Raw genomic sequence first — 15277 nt, forward strand, 5'->3', positions numbered from 1 at the left:
AATGAAAATGTTGTTAAAGGACTATGTAAACATCGCCTTAACTACAAGAGGCAATGTTGAAAATACAATCATCCAGGAAGTGACGAAAGATACGCGTGTGCCATCTGTGAAATCTTTATATGTTCCGATTATTGGCGAGCGGTTTAACGGACACCATTTTTTAATGGATGCAATAAAAAATGGGGCGATTGCAGCTATTTGGAAACAAGGTGAGCCACTTCCGGATGACCTTGATCCGTCCTTTCCTATCCTTTTTGTAGAAGATACGATAAGTGCTCTGCAAAAAATGGCAAAGCTGTATTTAAAGAAAATACGCCCGATTGTCATCGGCGTAACTGGCAGCAACGGGAAAACGACGACGAAAGATATGGTCGAAAGTGTTGCCGCAACAACTTTTAAAACCCATAAAACGAAAGGCAATTACAACAATCATATCGGACTTCCGCTTACGATTTTGTCAATGCCCGAACAAACAGAAGTACTTATTCTAGAAATGGGAATGAGCGGGTTTGGCGAAATTTCGTTGTTAAGCAAAATTGCAGAGCCCGATGTTGCGATCATCACCAACATTGGCGAGTCCCATATTGAGGCGCTCGGCAGCCGGGAAGGGATTGCAAAAGCAAAACTTGAAATAAAAGACGGTCTAAAAGAAAGCGGAGTTTTGATCATTGATGGAGACGAACCCCTATTAGAACATGTTTGTTCAAAAAATGTATTGAAATGCGGCTATAATGAGAATTCCACGTTGCATATCGACAATATTGAAGGGGACGAAAATGGCTACAGCTTCCAATTGGAAGGCGGAACGACAACCTACTACTTGCCGCTATTAGGAAAGCATAATGTGAAAAACGCCGCATATGCGATAGCAGTCGGGCATTACTTGAACATCGAAGAAAATGCGATCAAAGAAGGATTAATGAACTTGACCATGACAAAAATGCGCCTGGAAAAATATAAAGGCCAAAAAGGGGCTCTTCTTATTAATGATGCGTACAATGCCAGCCCGACAAGCATGATTGCTGCAATTGAAGCCATAAAAGGATTAAATAATTATCCGAAAAAAGTTGTTGTGCTTGGCGACATGTATGAGCTCGGCAACGAGGAAGAATCGATGCACCGGGCAGTTGCCCCGCATATAACAACTCCTATTACCGAAGCTGTTACGATCGGGGAAAAAGGAAGATGGATTGGCGAGGAACTTAAAACCCTTAAGCCAGATGGCGTGAGTGTGTCGATATTTCCTACAAAAGAAGAAGCAAAAGAATATATCGGGCAAAAACTTTCAAAGGATACAGTCATTCTTTTTAAAGCATCTCGAGGAATGCAGATGGAAACGTTAGTAAAAGAATTTATAGATGAAGAGGAGGCAAGAAAATGATCGAACAAGTATTGTTATTTACCCTTCTTGCTTCTTTTCTTATTGCCGTTATAAGTTCGCCGTTTTTTATCCCTTTTTTACGCAGGTTGAAATTCGGCCAAAGCATACGGGAAGAAGGGCCAAAATCTCACCAGAAAAAATCGGGAACGCCGACGATGGGCGGAATTATTATTGTACTTGCCGCTGTAATTGCGACATATGTGATGAATTTGAAATTTTTTAATGTATCTTCGAAAACGTATTTATTGTTATTTGTTACAATCGGATATGGACTGCTTGGCTTTCTCGATGATTTTATTAAAGTGGTCAAGAAAAGAAATCTCGGGTTAACGTCTAAGCAGAAATTGCTCGGGCAATTAATCATCGCCGCTGTATTTTATATTGGCCTTTTAAATACGGATTTTTCAACAAAGCTTACGATTCCCGGACTCCACATTGATTTTGAGCTTGGATGGTTTTATCCGGTCCTTGTTGTCTTTATGTTGATCGGCGGATCGAATGCAGTTAATTTAACGGACGGATTGGACGGACTACTCGCGGGCACTTCGGCGATTGCCTTTGGTGCATTTGCGGTATTGGCTTCCAATATGAGCCCATCCCAATCCGAAACGGCCGTATTTGCCGTCGCAATTGTCGGCGCTGTTCTCGGATTTTTAGTATTTAACGCCCATCCTGCCAAAGTATTTATGGGCGATACCGGTTCTCTTGCTTTAGGCGGCGCGATAAGCGCGATTGCCATTATAACGAAACTAGAACTATTGTTAGTCATTATCGGCGGTGTTTTCGTGATCGAAACATTATCCGTCATGCTTCAAGTATGGTCATTTAAAACGAGAGGAAAACGAATCTTTAAGATGAGTCCGCTGCATCATCATTATGAACTGTGCGGCTGGTCTGAATGGAGAATTGTAGTCACGTTCTGGGCGGTTGGCCTTCTTTTTGCTGCGCTCGGAATTTATATTGAGGTGTGGGTTTGATGGTGGATAAAAGGGAAGAATTTAAAGGGAAACATGTATTAATACTCGGACTTGCGAAAAGCGGTTTTGCAGCGGCAAAACTGCTTCATTCGTATGGCGCCATACTTACGGTTAACGACCGTACGCCTTTTGAAGAAAATGAACAGGCGAAAGAGCTTGCGGACAAGGGCATTCATGTCATTTGCGGCGGGCATCCACTTAGTTTGCTTGATGGGCGAATTGATTATGTCGTTAAAAATCCGGGTATTCCGTATAGCAATCCGATTGTGAAAGGAGCGCTGGAAAAAAATATCCCTGTCATTACAGAAGTGGAAATTGCCGGAATCATTTCGAAAGCTGATATTATTGGAATAACCGGATCCAACGGGAAAACGACGACAACAACGCTCATTGGCGAAATGCTTAAAAACAGTGCGAAACGTCCGCTCGTTGCCGGAAATATTGGAACCGTATTGTGTGAAGTGGCAGATCGAGCGACAGAAGAAGATGTGATCGTTGCCGAATTGTCGAGCTTTCAACTAATGGGGACGAGAACGTTTCATCCAAAAGTGGCTCTATTGCTTAACTTGTTTGAAGCCCATCTCGACTATCATGGCTCAATGGAAGATTACGGGGCAGCTAAAGCACGTATTTTTGCAGCGCAAACCCCGGAGGACTATACCGTTTACAACGAGAGTGATGAACGAATTCGTGAGCTGGTGAAACATTCAAAAGCGAAAAAAATTCCGTTTTCAACGAAATCGATTTGTGAAGATGGCGCTTATATTAAAGATGGGATCGTTTATTTCCAAAATGAGGCCATTATTCCGTTAGAGAAAATCGTGCTTCCGGGCAAACATAATTTAGAAAATATTTTGGCGGCAATCAGTGCCGCCAGGTTGAGCGGTGCGAAACAAGAACAAATCGTTCACGTGCTGGCGACGTTTTCAGGCGTGAAGCATCGCACACAATATGTTGGAATCGTTGAAGGGCGGAAATTTTACAACGATTCAAAAGCAACTAATATTTTGGCGACAAAGGCTGCTCTTTCCGCCTTCAATGAACCAATCGTTTTACTCGCAGGGGGATTGGATCGTGGCAATGAATTTGATGATCTAAAGCCTTACCTGAACCAGGTGAAAGCGATCATAACGTTCGGGCAGACGGCGCCAAAAATTGAACGGGTAGCCAGGGAAGCGGGAATAGAAGTGATTAAACGTGTTGATAATGTGGAAGAAGCTGTTCCTGTTGCTTACGGTACTTCCTCACCGGGTGATGTCGTTTTACTATCGCCTGCATGCGCCAGCTGGGATCAATATAAAACATTTGAACAAAGAGGAGACATCTTTATCGACGCTGTGCATAAACTTAAGTAAGGTTTGTACAAGTCGGTTAAAAAGAGAGGGCATCCCTCCTTTTTAAACTGTGGCTTTATTGAATAGGAACGAGCCAATTTAAAAAGAGTTGAGGTGTTTTCCTTGCCGTCCAAAAGATCAACACCCGATTTAGTATTGATCGTTACGACACTTTTACTTTTGTCTCTCGGCATTGTGATGGTTTATAGTGCAAGTGCGGACATGGCAGTCTATAAGTTTAAAGACGCTTTCTTTTTTGCAAAACGCCAGCTTCTTTTTGCAGGTGTCGGGGTCGCTGCGATGTTTTTTATTATGAATATTCATTACCACACATGGCAAAAATGGTCAAAAATATTGCTGCTCGTCTGTTTCCTGCTGCTCATCGTCGTATTAATTCCGGGGATTGGAATGGTGCGCGGGGGTGCCAGGAGTTGGATCGGTATTGGCGCTTTCTCGATCCAGCCTTCGGAGTTTATGAAACTGGCAATGATCGCCTTTCTGGCAAAATACCTGGCGGCGAATCAAAAGAAAATTACTTCATTTAAAAAAGGGCTGCTCCCTACCTTATCGCTCGTCATGCTTGCCTTTGGGATGATCATGCTTCAGCCTGATTTAGGGACTGGAACGGTCATGGTCGGGACATGCATCGTCATGATTTTTGTTGCGGGTGCGAGAATTGCTCATTTTGCTGGATTGGGCTTATTGGGAATAGCCGGCTTTGTCGGGCTTATCGCTTCGGCTCCTTATCGAATGAAAAGGATCACGTCTTTTCTTGACCCATGGAGCGATCCAAAGGGCAGTGGATTTCAAATTATCCAATCCCTTTATGCTCTCGGTCCTGGAGGGCTGCTCGGCCTTGGTCTTGGACAAAGCCGGCAAAAGTTCGGCTATTTGCCTGAACCACAAACCGATTTCATTTTTGCGATCATTTCTGAAGAACTCGGGTTCATCGGTGGGGCGCTCGTTTTGCTTTTATTTAGCCTATTATTATGGCGTGGCATTCGAATTGCGCTCGGTGCCCCTGATTTGTTTGGAAGTTTTCTTGCTACAGGCATCGTCGCGATGGTTGCGATCCAGGTCATGATTAACATCAGTGTCGTAACTGGCTTAATCCCGGTTACAGGAATTACGCTGCCCTTTCTAAGCTATGGCGGCTCATCGTTAACGTTAATGCTCGCTTCGATTGGCGTGCTCTTAAATATAAGCCGCTATGCTAAATATTAAATGTATTAAAATTCTTGTATTTAACGTTAAATTCTCTTATTCTAATTGAGGATGGCTTGCAATAACCCTGTCCGGCATACTGACAGGGTCATTGTTTTTTTGAATCCGTTTTTCGGAGGTATGAAAATGAAAATTGTATTAAGTGGTGGAGGAACGGGAGGACATATTTACCCCGCGCTTGCCCTTGCGAAAGAAATTAAAAAAATTCATCCGGAGTCAGAGCTGTTATATATTGGGACGGAAAAAGGGCTGGAATCAAAGCTAGTTCCAAGAGAAAACATTCCGTTTGAAAGCATTCAAATTACCGGTTTTAAACGCAGTCTTTCTGTCGAAAATATAAAAACCGTGCTTCGCTTTTTAAAAGGCGTTTCAAAAAGCAAGAAACTGCTGAAAGAGTTTAAGCCTGATATTGTTATTGGAACAGGCGGTTATGTTTGCGGCCCTGTTGTTTATGCGGCAAGCAAACTGAACATCCCTGCAATCGTTCATGAACAAAACAGCATTCCTGGTTTAACGAACAAGTTTTTAAGCAAGTATGTTCAAAAAGTAGCGATCTGCTTTGAAGAAGCAGCCGGATATTTTCCGAAAGAAAAGGTTGTATACACGGGAAATCCAAGGGCTCAAGAAGTGAAAGATAAAGACGGCAAAAGAGGAAAAGAATCTCTTCATCTTGATCCGGCAAAGAAAACGGTCTTAATTGTTGGTGGAAGCCGGGGAGCGCGCCCGATCAATGAAGCTTTTCTCGAAGCACTCGATCTTGTCGGGGAGCGAAACTATCAATTTGTTTATGTGACAGGGGAAGTTCATTACGATCATGTTCTGGAACAGGTTAAAAAACACGGGAATCCAAAAAATGTTACGATTGTCCCGTTTATTCATAATATGCCGGAAGTGCTTGCGGGCATGGACCTTGTAGTTGCCAGAGCAGGTGCGACAACGATCGCGGAAATTACCGCACTTGGCATCCCGAGCATTTTAATACCCAGTCCATACGTAACGAATAACCATCAGGAAAAAAATGCCCGGGCACTCGAAAGCAAGGGCGCTGCCGTTGTTATTTTAGAAAAAGATATGAACGGTTCGCTTCTTGTTCAACATATTGACCGCATTCTTACAGATGAAAAAGAGTGGTCAAAAATGCATAAAGCTTCAAAGCAACTCGGGATGCCGGATGCGGCGAATCGGCTTTATGAAGTGATGAAAGACCTCTCAAAATCGACGGCTACTTTTAAATAAAGAACACATATGATGAGTTAAGAAGCATAAATAGGGGGGAGAATGTTGGAAAAACTTGCAGCACAATTAAGGGAAGAAAATTTAGGTAAGGTTCTCGAAAATGAGCCCCTTAAAAATCATACAACATTAAAGATCGGTGGCCCGGCAGATATACTTTTTGAACCGGGAAGCATAGATTCATTGCAGCGAGCGCTGGAACTGATTAAGCAAGAAAAGGTGCCGTTTCGTGCCATTGGACGGGGTTCTAACCTATTAGTTTCCGATAATGGAATTGAAGGTGTCGTTATTAAACTAGGGAAAGGCCTTGACCATCTCTATAAAAATGAAGAAGAGATAACAGTCGGGGGAGGATACTCACTTGTGACGCTTGCAACTGTTCTCTCAAGGGAAGGTTATAGCGGTTTGGAATTCGCTGCTGGCATTCCAGGCTCTGTCGGCGGGGCGGTCTATATGAATGCAGGCGCCCATGGCTCGGATATGTCCCAAATCGTGTCGAAAGCACGTATCTTATTTCCGGATGGAAGCTTAAGATGGTTAACTAACGAGGAGCTGGCATTCTCTTATCGTACGTCCATTCTTCAAAAAGAAGGAGGAATTTGTGTCGAAGCCGTGCTCCGTTTAAATAAAGGTGAAAAAGAAGAGATCATGGCCGAGCTCAGAAAAAACAAAGATTACCGCAAAAATACGCAGCCATGGAATCATCCTTGTTGCGGAAGCGTGTTTCGTAATCCGCTCCCAAACTATGCTGGCGGCTTAATCGAAACGTCTGGTTTAAAAGGAACAAAAATCGGCGGGGCACAAATTTCCGAAATGCATGCCAACTTTATCGTAAACACCGGTGGAGCAAAAGCAAAGGACGTCCTTGATTTAATCGATTTTATAAAGAAAAAAATAAAAGAATTACATGGGATCGATATGGAGACAGAAGTAGAGATTATTGGCAGAACGAACTCATGAATTATGCCATATCAAAGATTGTTCAAAACGTCCGGGAAACATTACGGTAGGATTTCGCCGTTCTGTTTGTCCTCCTTGTTGAACAATATTATTAATTCACGGAATATGTTATAATGAAGCGGAAACGGCGTGCTTATTCGTCCGTTTCCGCTTTCATTTCAAAAAATGGAGGAGAAAAGATGGACAAGCCGAAAGTTGTGCCAATTGAGGATCGAATTCCGAAATTGAAAATGCAACGAAAACAAAAAGCAAACAGGCGTATGATTTTTTACTTGTCCCTTTTTTTTCTATTAATCTTGACTATTGTTTACTTTCAGTCTGATTTAAGCCGCGTACATAAAATTACAGTTAGCGGAAACGTTTCTGTTAGCGATGAGGAGATCAGGCGAGCGAGTAAAATAACGGAAGATACAAATTTTTTAAATGTATCGGAAAAAGAAGTACGGACCAATGTAAAAAAAATCGACGAAATTGCTTCCGTTCATTTACATAAAAAGTTTTTTAATCATCTTGTAATCGATGTAACGGAATATGAAAAAGTAGCTTATTTAAAAAGAGAGGGCCGCTATTATCCGATTCTTCAAAATGGTGCATTTCTCTCGCCGCTCGCGAAAGATAAGCTGCCGGTAAACGCCCCGATTATTGATGAATGGGAGGGGGAGGATGCCAGCCTGTTAAAAAAAATGGCGGCCGAGCTTAAAAAGCTTCCAGAAAGCATGATTCATCGAATTTCCGAAATTCATCTTACCCCAACTGATGATAAGAAAGACCAGATCACATTGTACATGACGGATGGATATATTGTTCGCACGACCGTGTCTGGTTTTGCCAAAAAAATGAAAGCTTACCCTTCAGTTGTTGAGAAACTTGGGCCAGGAAAAAAAGGAATCATCAATATGGATGTAAGCACATATTTTGATGAATTTCCAAAGAAAGGGGCTCAAGGAGATGAAAGCAAGCGGTAAATATCTTTTTTATTCTTTCATTTTGCTGATTACGGGGTTTTTCCTTTCTTTTTCCTATCAGCTGGCAAAAACAGAAAAAACATCGAACCGAATAAGTGAAGAATGGAAAAAAGAAGATAGCCTCAGGTCGCAGATTTTAGATGTGCAAAAAACGAACAAACAATTATCGAATGAACTAAAAGTGATTCAACAAAAAGTGCAAGATAAGGAAGAAAATGTGGCGAACGAAGAAAAAAATTCAGCCGGTCTTGTAAAGGAATTAAAGCAGCTTCGAATGATCGTAGGCGAGGTTAAAGTGAAAGGAGAAGGGATTGAAGTAACCCTCTCTGATTCTTCTTATATACCCGATGGAGAAAATCCGAACAACTATATCGTTCATGAGGAACATATCCGGGAAGTGATTAATGAACTTCTCGTTTCCGGAGCGGAAGCGGTTGCTGTTAATGGACAACGGATCAATCATAATAGCTACATTTCTTGTATCGGTCCTGTTGTTAGCGTTGACGGCAATCAATATCCTGCTCCATTTGTTATTTCCGCCATCGGAAATAAAGACACGCTGGAAAAATCATTGAACTTGTATATCGCAAATGTACTCGCTTCAGAGGGGATCGATGTTTCCATCTCTAAAAAAGATGAAATAAGAATGGAGCCTTTATTAGCTGAAAAGGAGAACGAAATTGAAGGATAGAAGGATCGCGCTAAGCCTTGTGGCATGTACTCTAGGATTTATGCTTGCTATTCAATTTCAAACAACGAATCATCCTAAAAAACAAGATAAACGTGATATATGGCAACTAAGGTCGGCTCTTGAAGAAGAAAAAAAGAAGCAGATGGAGCTCAATAAAGAAGTAGAAAAAAATGAAGAGTTACTCAACGACTATCAAAGCAGGACGAAAGAGTATAAATTATTAGCGATGAAAGAGGCCCTAAAAGACTTAAAAACAGAAGCTGGATTAACGAAAAAAAGCGGACAAGGAATTTTAATTCGTATCGAACCGTTTAATGAGGAACTTTCGGGAAAAATAGATCCAGCAATGTTTCCGGCATTGCTAGAGAGACTTGTTAATGAACTGAACCGGTATGAAGCAAAAGATATTTCAATTAATGGTGAAAGGATCATTTCACGCTCTTCCATTCGCCTTGTTAATGGAAAAACGTACGTGAATAATGAACCAATTTCAACGTTTCCGATTATCATTCGCGTCATTGCAAAAGATCCAAAGAAGCTTAAATCTCAAATTATTGCTTCACAGTCTGCCGAGGATTTTGTGAGAGAAAATTTAAACATTACCTCGAAGCCGGTTAAACATTTAACATTACCCCCATATAGCAAGCCAATCCGTGTGAACTATATGAAGCAAGTAAAGGAGGGATAAGCATGTGGCTTCCGGTCTTCGGTTTAATTATCGGTCTCGTGCTTGGATATTTAACGGACATTCGAATTCCTCCTGATTATACAAACTATCTGTCTATCGCCGTTCTAGCCGCTTTAGATACATTATTTGGAGGGATGCGTGCCCACCTGCAAGGTACATTTGAAGACAAAGTATTTATCACCGGCTTCTTCTTTAACATTCTTTTAGCGGGTGGACTTAGCTTTTTAGGAGTCCAGCTTGGAATTGACCTTTATCTTGCCGCTATATTTGCATTTGGTGTAAGGTTGTTTAATAATATAGCTGTGATACGAAGACTTGTAATGGATAAATGGACAAATGCACGGAAAAATCAATAATTTTTCGAGAAAACTAAAGAAAAAAAGAGGGAATCACCATCTCTTGTGGAATTAATTTCTTAATTAGATAACGAACTCTTTTTTTTATAATTAAACATTCGGATTATAAACCGATTAATAGATTAAAAGGAGGTGCCAGAGAATGAACAGCAATGAGATTTATGTGAGTTTAGACATCGGTACATCCAATATTAAAGTTATCATTGGAGAAATGACCAATGAATCCTTTAATGTAATTGGTGTAGGACATGCTAAATCAGCAGGTATTAAAAAAGGCTCAATTATAGATATTGATGAAACTGTTCGTTCAATTAAAAAGGCGGTTGAACAGGCTGAACGAATGCTTGGAATACCGATTAATGGTGTTATTGTAGGTGTAAAGGGAAATCATGTTAAGCTCGAGCCATGTCATGGCGTTGTAGCTGTATCAAGTGAAGACAGAGAAATTGGTGATGAAGACATTGCTCGCGTGATAGAGGCAGCGCAAGTCGTGTCCATTCCTCCCGAACGAGAAATTATTGATGTTATTCCGCGTCAGTTTATCGTCGACGGAACGGATGAAATTATTGATCCGCGAGGCATGCTCGGGGTTAGACTTGAAATGGAAGGAACCATTATCACCGGTTCGAAAACCATTTTACATAATTTGCTTCGCTGCGTAGAAAAAGCAGGTTTGGAAATTATTGATATTTGTCTTGAACCTCTGGCAACGGGCTCCATCGCTTTGTCAAAGGATGAGACAGAATTAGGAGTTGCGTTAATCGAAATTGGCGGGGGATCGACAACGGTTTCCGTTTTTGATCAAGGATCGATGCAGTTTACTTCCGTTTTGCCAATTGGTGGGGAATATATTACGAAAGATATATCCATCGGCCTGCGTACGACAGCGGAAGATGCGGATAAAATTAAATTAAAGCATGGCCATGCATTTGTAGACCTTGCCTCACCTGATGAAACGTTTAAGGTCCCCCAGATTGGTTCATCGGCGGAACAGGAAATTAGCCAGAGAGATTTAGCACACATTATAGAAGCAAGACTGGCTGAAATGTTCGAAATGATAGATGACGAGCTTGCGAGACACGGGTATAATGAATTACCAGGAGGATTTGTAATTACAGGCGGAGTCGCTTCCATGCCGGGACTTTTGGAATTAGCCCAAGAAATTTTTCAACAAAATGTCAGAGTGTCCCTTCCGGATTACATTGGGGTAAGAGAACCTCAATATACTACTGGTGTCGGATTGATTCAATTTACTTATCGCAATATTAAAGTTCAAGGGAAAGAAGTAGCAGCAGCACTTAGCGAAGAAGGATACGAAGTTCAGCAAAAGAGAAAGCAAGAGCCAAAGGTGTCCAAACAAATTGAAAAAGAAAGCGGCGGAGTGAAATCCAAAGTGAAAAATTGGTTTGGATTATTTTTTGACTAAGAAAGAAGTTCAAGGAAGACAGTCAACCTGGACTTCATCTAAGAGACAGAGGAAATCGTCATTAGGAGGAACGCTCATGTTAGAGTTTGATATGAATATGGATTCATTGGCAACAATTAAAGTAATAGGTGTAGGCGGCGGCGGAAGCAATGCGGTAAACCGCATGATTGAGCATGGAGTACAAGGCGTTGAATTTATATGCGTCAACACAGATGCACAGGCGCTCAACCTTTCTAAAGCAGAAATTAAAATGCAAATCGGATCAAAATTAACAAGAGGGTTAGGGGCAGGTGCTAATCCGGATATCGGCAAAAAAGCTGCTGAGGAGAGCAGAGAGCAAATTGAAGAAGTTCTTCGCGGAGCCGATATGGTGTTTGTCACTGCTGGAATGGGCGGTGGTACAGGTACTGGCGCAGCTCCTGTCATCGCCGAAATCGCAAAGGAACTTGGAGCATTAACAGTCGGCGTCGTTACCCGCCCTTTTACATTTGAAGGGAGAAAACGCGCGGTTCAAGCTGTTGGAGGGATAAGTGTATTAAAAGAAAAAGTAGATACATTGATTGTTATCCCGAATGATAGATTGCTTGAAATCGTTGATAAAAATACGCCGATGCTAGAAGCATTCCGCGAAGCAGATAACGTTTTGCGCCAGGGTGTCCAGGGTATCTCCGATCTCATTGCAACACCTGGATTAATTAACCTTGACTTTGCCGATGTGAAGACAATCATGACGGAAAGAGGATCGGCATTAATGGGTATCGGTATTGCAACAGGGGACAATCGCGCTGCAGAGGCGGCCAAACAAGCAATCTCCTCTCCATTACTTGAAACATCGATTGATGGGGCAAAAGGTGTGATTATGAACATTACGGGAGGTTCTAACTTAAGCCTGTATGAAGTAAACGAAGCAGCAGACATCGTCTCATCCGCTTCTGACCCTGAAGTAAATATGATCTTCGGATCGGTCATCAATGAAAATTTAAAAGACGAAATTCTTGTTACGGTTATTGCGACCGGATTTGATGAAAAAGAAAATTCACAGGGCTTAGAGCCGCCAAGGACAAAATTCCAGCAATCTACAAATCCTAAACCGCAACCAAAGCCTACCATTCAGCGTGAAGAGCCGGTGCGGGAACAAAGAAATACGCAGCAAACAAGCCAATCTGACTCTGAAACACTTGATATACCTGCATTTTTGCGAAATCGCAATCGCAATCGCCGCAGATAAAAAAATCCACGTTCCATAATTGGAACGTGGATTTTTTAATGGCCGAAAATCAATCGTTTTCGACTACAGACTTTGACAAAACCTTTCAAAATTATAAAGGTTCTTGTCTCATAAATTGACAGACTTCATACTTATAATCTTTTATACTGATTTTAAATTTAACGAAAGGAGAAAACAAATGACGCTCTACCTTGATGTCATTTGGTTTCTAAATTTTTGCATTGATTTGCTTCTCATTATGTTAACTGGCCTATTTTTAAAGCGAAAACTGAATCGATGGAGAATTATAGCCGGTGCATTCATTGGGTCTTCTTACGTCTTATTATTATTTATTCCTTCAACAATCTCATTATATCATCCGTTCATTAAGCTTCTGTTTTCATTTGTCATTATGGTGGTTTCATTTGGTTTTTATAAGTTTACTTATTTATTTAAAAATGTGCTGATGTTTTATTTTGTAACCTTTGTCACCGGAGGAGGGATGTTTGCAGCTCATTATTTTTTAGAGAAAGATCTGGCGATACAAAGCGGAATGTTCGTCACAAATGGGACAGGATTAGGGGATCCATTAAGCTGGCTATTTGTCATTCTCGGTTTTCCTATCATTTGGTATTTTTCAAAACGAAGGGTAGATGATATCCAGGTTGAAAAGATTCATTATTCGGAATTAGTAAACGTTCAAATTTCAATTGATGATTGCGTCATTCACTCTGTCGGCCTAATCGACAGTGGCAACAAGCTTGTTGATCCGATTACAAAAGTGCCGGTTATGATTTTGGATATGACAAAACATGGTTCTTTATTCCCTGAGCCAATTGTAAGGCTTGCAAAAGATATTTCGGCCTTTACCAATGAAGGAGAAAATCATCCGTGGGAATCGCGGCTGCGCGTCATTCCATATCGATCAGTCGGTAGGGACCAGCATTTTTTAACGGCGATTAAGCCAGACTCTGTTGTCATAACAGGTGAAACTAAAAAAATTGTAACGAAAAAAGTGCTTGTCGGCTTAAACTTCACGCCATTATCAAGCGAAGGGAAATTTACATGCATCGTCCATCCGGAGTTAATGATGATGAATTATAAGGACAGCGCTTCATAAGTTTGATTGGAAAGGGGAGTCTCTATGGCTAAATTGCGCATAAAACTTACATTGTTCTGGTATAAATTACTGATAAAGCTCCGAATTAAAAGTGATGAAATTTATTATATTGGAGGAAATGAGGCCCTTCCACCCCCTTTAACAAAAGAAGAAGAGGCGCTTCTCTTAGAAAAACTTCCAACAGGGGATAAGGCCGCAAAATCGCTATTGATTGAACGTAACTTGCGACTTGTCGTTTATATTGCCCGCAAGTTTGAAAATACGGGAATCAATATTGAAGATTTAATTAGCATTGGCACAATTGGCTTGATTAAAGCAGTGAATACGTTTAATCCGGAAAAGAAAATTAAGCTTGCGACATACGCTTCGCGATGTATTGAAAATGAAATTTTAATGTATTTAAGGAGAAATAATAAAACACGTTCAGAGGTTTCCTTTGATGAGCCGCTAAATGTGGATTGGGATGGGAATGAACTCCTCTTGTCCGATGTTCTCGGCACCGAAGATGACATCATTACTAAACGCCTCGAAGCAAATGTAGACAGAAAACTTTTATTAAAAGCATTATTCACATTAAATGACAGAGAAAAACAAATTATGGAACTTCGCTTCGGTTTATCCGGCGGAGAAGAAAAGACACAAAAAGATGTCGCGGATATGTTAGGCATTTCTCAATCGTATATTTCTCGTTTAGAAAAACGAATCATAAAGCGATTGCAAAAAGAGTTCAACAAAATGGTGTAAAAAAATTACAATAAAGTCATTTTGGGTCGTGCATAAAAATCCTGCCTAAGGAGATACTTAATTTTGACAAAAAACTCCTGGTAGGAGGGAAATACGTTGACCCGAAATAAAGTAGAGATCTGCGGAGTAGACACATCTAAGCTTCCGGTTTTAAAAAACCCTGAAATGCGCGAACTATTCAAGAAAATGCAAAACGGGGATCCTACTGCACGCGATACATTAATCAATGGAAATTTACGGCTCGTCTTGAGTGTCATTCAACGGTTTAATAATCGCGGGGAGTTTGTGGATGATTTGTTCCAGGTTGGTTGTATCGGTCTTATGAAATCCATAGATAATTTTGACCTTGGACAAAACGTTAAGTTTTCAACTTATGCTGTTCCAATGATTATTGGTGAAATCAGGCGTTATCTAAGGGACAATAACCCGATTCGCGTCTCAAGATCATTGAGGGATATTGCCTATAAGGCGCTGCAAGTGCGTGATCAATTAATGAACAAGCTGTCACGAGAACCGACCGCCCAACAAATTGCTGAAGTATTAGATGTTCCAAAAGAAGAAGTTGTTTTCGCCCTCGATGCGATTCAAGACCCGGTGTCTTTATTCGAACCGATCTACAATGACGGGGGAGATCCAATTTATGTAATGGATCAAATAAGCGATGAGAAAGCAAAAGATTTTCAATGGATTGAAGAAATTGCATTAAAAGAAGCGATGCGAAGATTAAATGAGCGAGAGAAGTTGATTTTGACAATGCGTTTCTTTCAAGGCAAAACACAAATGGAAGTCGCAGATGAAATCGGAATTTCTCAAGCGCAAGTTTCACGGCTTGAAAAAGCAGCCATTTCACAAATGAATAAAAATATCCAAAGCAGTTAACCTAAAACCCGCTAATGCGGGTTTTTTTTATGAGGAATCGGCAAAAGCTGATTCCCAGAAAATTGCGAAGTAATTTTAGCCTGTTCGGCTCA

At 41.0% G+C, this 15277-nt stretch carries 15 protein-coding genes; all 15 read left to right on the top strand.

What is annotated here, in order from left to right; all coding sequences use genetic code 11:
* Position 1 precedes the first annotated feature (1 nt).
* The 15 genes from WD019_RS01195 to sigG all read left to right on the top strand — a co-directional run bounded on the left by WD019_RS01195 (position 2) and on the right by sigG (position 15185).
* Positions 2 to 1381, top strand: coding sequence for a UDP-N-acetylmuramoyl-tripeptide--D-alanyl-D-alanine ligase (locus WD019_RS01195; protein ID WP_425710413.1), 1380 nt, complete (start codon positions 2 to 4; stop codon positions 1379 to 1381).
* Positions 1378 to 2358 carry a phospho-N-acetylmuramoyl-pentapeptide-transferase gene (gene mraY, locus WD019_RS01200; protein WP_026675966.1) on the top strand — a complete coding sequence of 327 codons (981 nt, stop codon included), beginning with the start codon at positions 1378 to 1380 and terminating at the stop codon, positions 2356 to 2358. Before WD019_RS01195 ends, mraY begins: the two co-directional genes overlap by 4 nt.
* On the top strand, positions 2358 to 3713 hold the full coding sequence (gene murD, locus WD019_RS01205) for a UDP-N-acetylmuramoyl-L-alanine--D-glutamate ligase (protein ID WP_425710414.1): 1356 nt from the start codon (positions 2358 to 2360) through the stop codon (positions 3711 to 3713). Before mraY ends, murD begins: the two co-directional genes overlap by 1 nt.
* 102 nt (positions 3714 to 3815) lie before the next feature.
* A complete protein-coding gene (gene spoVE, locus WD019_RS01210) occupies positions 3816 to 4916 on the top strand; it encodes a stage V sporulation protein E (RefSeq protein ID WP_026675964.1) in 1101 nt (366 codons plus the stop codon).
* Between the two features lie 126 nt (positions 4917 to 5042).
* A complete protein-coding gene (gene murG / locus WD019_RS01215; RefSeq protein WP_425710415.1) occupies positions 5043 to 6152 on the top strand; it encodes an undecaprenyldiphospho-muramoylpentapeptide beta-N-acetylglucosaminyltransferase in 1110 nt (369 codons plus the stop codon).
* A 42-nt stretch (positions 6153 to 6194) separates the two neighbouring features.
* Positions 6195 to 7109: a UDP-N-acetylmuramate dehydrogenase gene (murB, locus tag WD019_RS01220; RefSeq protein ID WP_154657875.1), complete on the top strand. Its 915-nt coding sequence runs from the start codon at positions 6195 to 6197 to the stop codon at positions 7107 to 7109.
* 179 nt (positions 7110 to 7288) lie between these two features.
* Positions 7289 to 8074 carry a cell division protein FtsQ/DivIB gene (locus WD019_RS01225; RefSeq protein ID WP_026675961.1) on the top strand — a complete coding sequence of 262 codons (786 nt, stop codon included), beginning with the start codon at positions 7289 to 7291 and terminating at the stop codon, positions 8072 to 8074.
* Positions 8058 to 8765 carry a DUF881 domain-containing protein gene (locus WD019_RS01230; protein ID WP_026675960.1) on the top strand — a complete coding sequence of 236 codons (708 nt, stop codon included), beginning with the start codon at positions 8058 to 8060 and terminating at the stop codon, positions 8763 to 8765. Before WD019_RS01225 ends, WD019_RS01230 begins: the two co-directional genes overlap by 17 nt.
* Positions 8755 to 9453: a DUF881 domain-containing protein gene (locus WD019_RS01235; protein ID WP_081412531.1), complete on the top strand. Its 699-nt coding sequence runs from the start codon at positions 8755 to 8757 to the stop codon at positions 9451 to 9453. Before WD019_RS01230 ends, WD019_RS01235 begins: the two co-directional genes overlap by 11 nt.
* A gap of 2 nt (positions 9454 to 9455) precedes the next feature.
* Positions 9456 to 9809, top strand: a complete 354-nt coding sequence (locus WD019_RS01240) for a small basic family protein (RefSeq protein ID WP_026675958.1) — start codon at positions 9456 to 9458, stop codon at positions 9807 to 9809.
* 142 nt (positions 9810 to 9951) lie between these two features.
* Positions 9952 to 11235 carry a cell division protein FtsA gene (gene ftsA, locus WD019_RS01245; RefSeq protein ID WP_026675957.1) on the top strand — a complete coding sequence of 428 codons (1284 nt, stop codon included), beginning with the start codon at positions 9952 to 9954 and terminating at the stop codon, positions 11233 to 11235.
* Positions 11236 to 11311: 76 nt separating this feature from the next.
* Positions 11312 to 12463 carry a cell division protein FtsZ gene (gene ftsZ / locus WD019_RS01250; RefSeq protein WP_026675956.1) on the top strand — a complete coding sequence of 384 codons (1152 nt, stop codon included), beginning with the start codon at positions 11312 to 11314 and terminating at the stop codon, positions 12461 to 12463.
* Positions 12464 to 12641: 178 nt separating this feature from the next.
* Positions 12642 to 13562, top strand: a complete 921-nt coding sequence (gene spoIIGA, locus WD019_RS01255) for a sigma-E processing peptidase SpoIIGA (protein ID WP_026675955.1) — start codon at positions 12642 to 12644, stop codon at positions 13560 to 13562.
* 24 nt (positions 13563 to 13586) lie between these two features.
* Positions 13587 to 14306, top strand: a complete 720-nt coding sequence (sigE, locus tag WD019_RS01260) for an RNA polymerase sporulation sigma factor SigE (RefSeq protein ID WP_026675954.1) — start codon at positions 13587 to 13589, stop codon at positions 14304 to 14306.
* A 96-nt stretch (positions 14307 to 14402) separates the two neighbouring features.
* Entirely contained in the window at positions 14403 to 15185 is a 783-nt protein-coding gene (sigG, locus tag WD019_RS01265) for an RNA polymerase sporulation sigma factor SigG (RefSeq protein WP_026675953.1), read from the top strand.
* The last annotated feature ends 92 nt before the right edge of the window (positions 15186 to 15277 follow it).

Origin of the sequence: Fictibacillus sp. Mic-4 (genome assembly GCF_049843615.1) — a bacterium.
Taxonomy (GTDB): domain Bacteria; phylum Bacillota; class Bacilli; order Bacillales; family Fictibacillaceae; genus Fictibacillus_A; species Fictibacillus_A gelatini.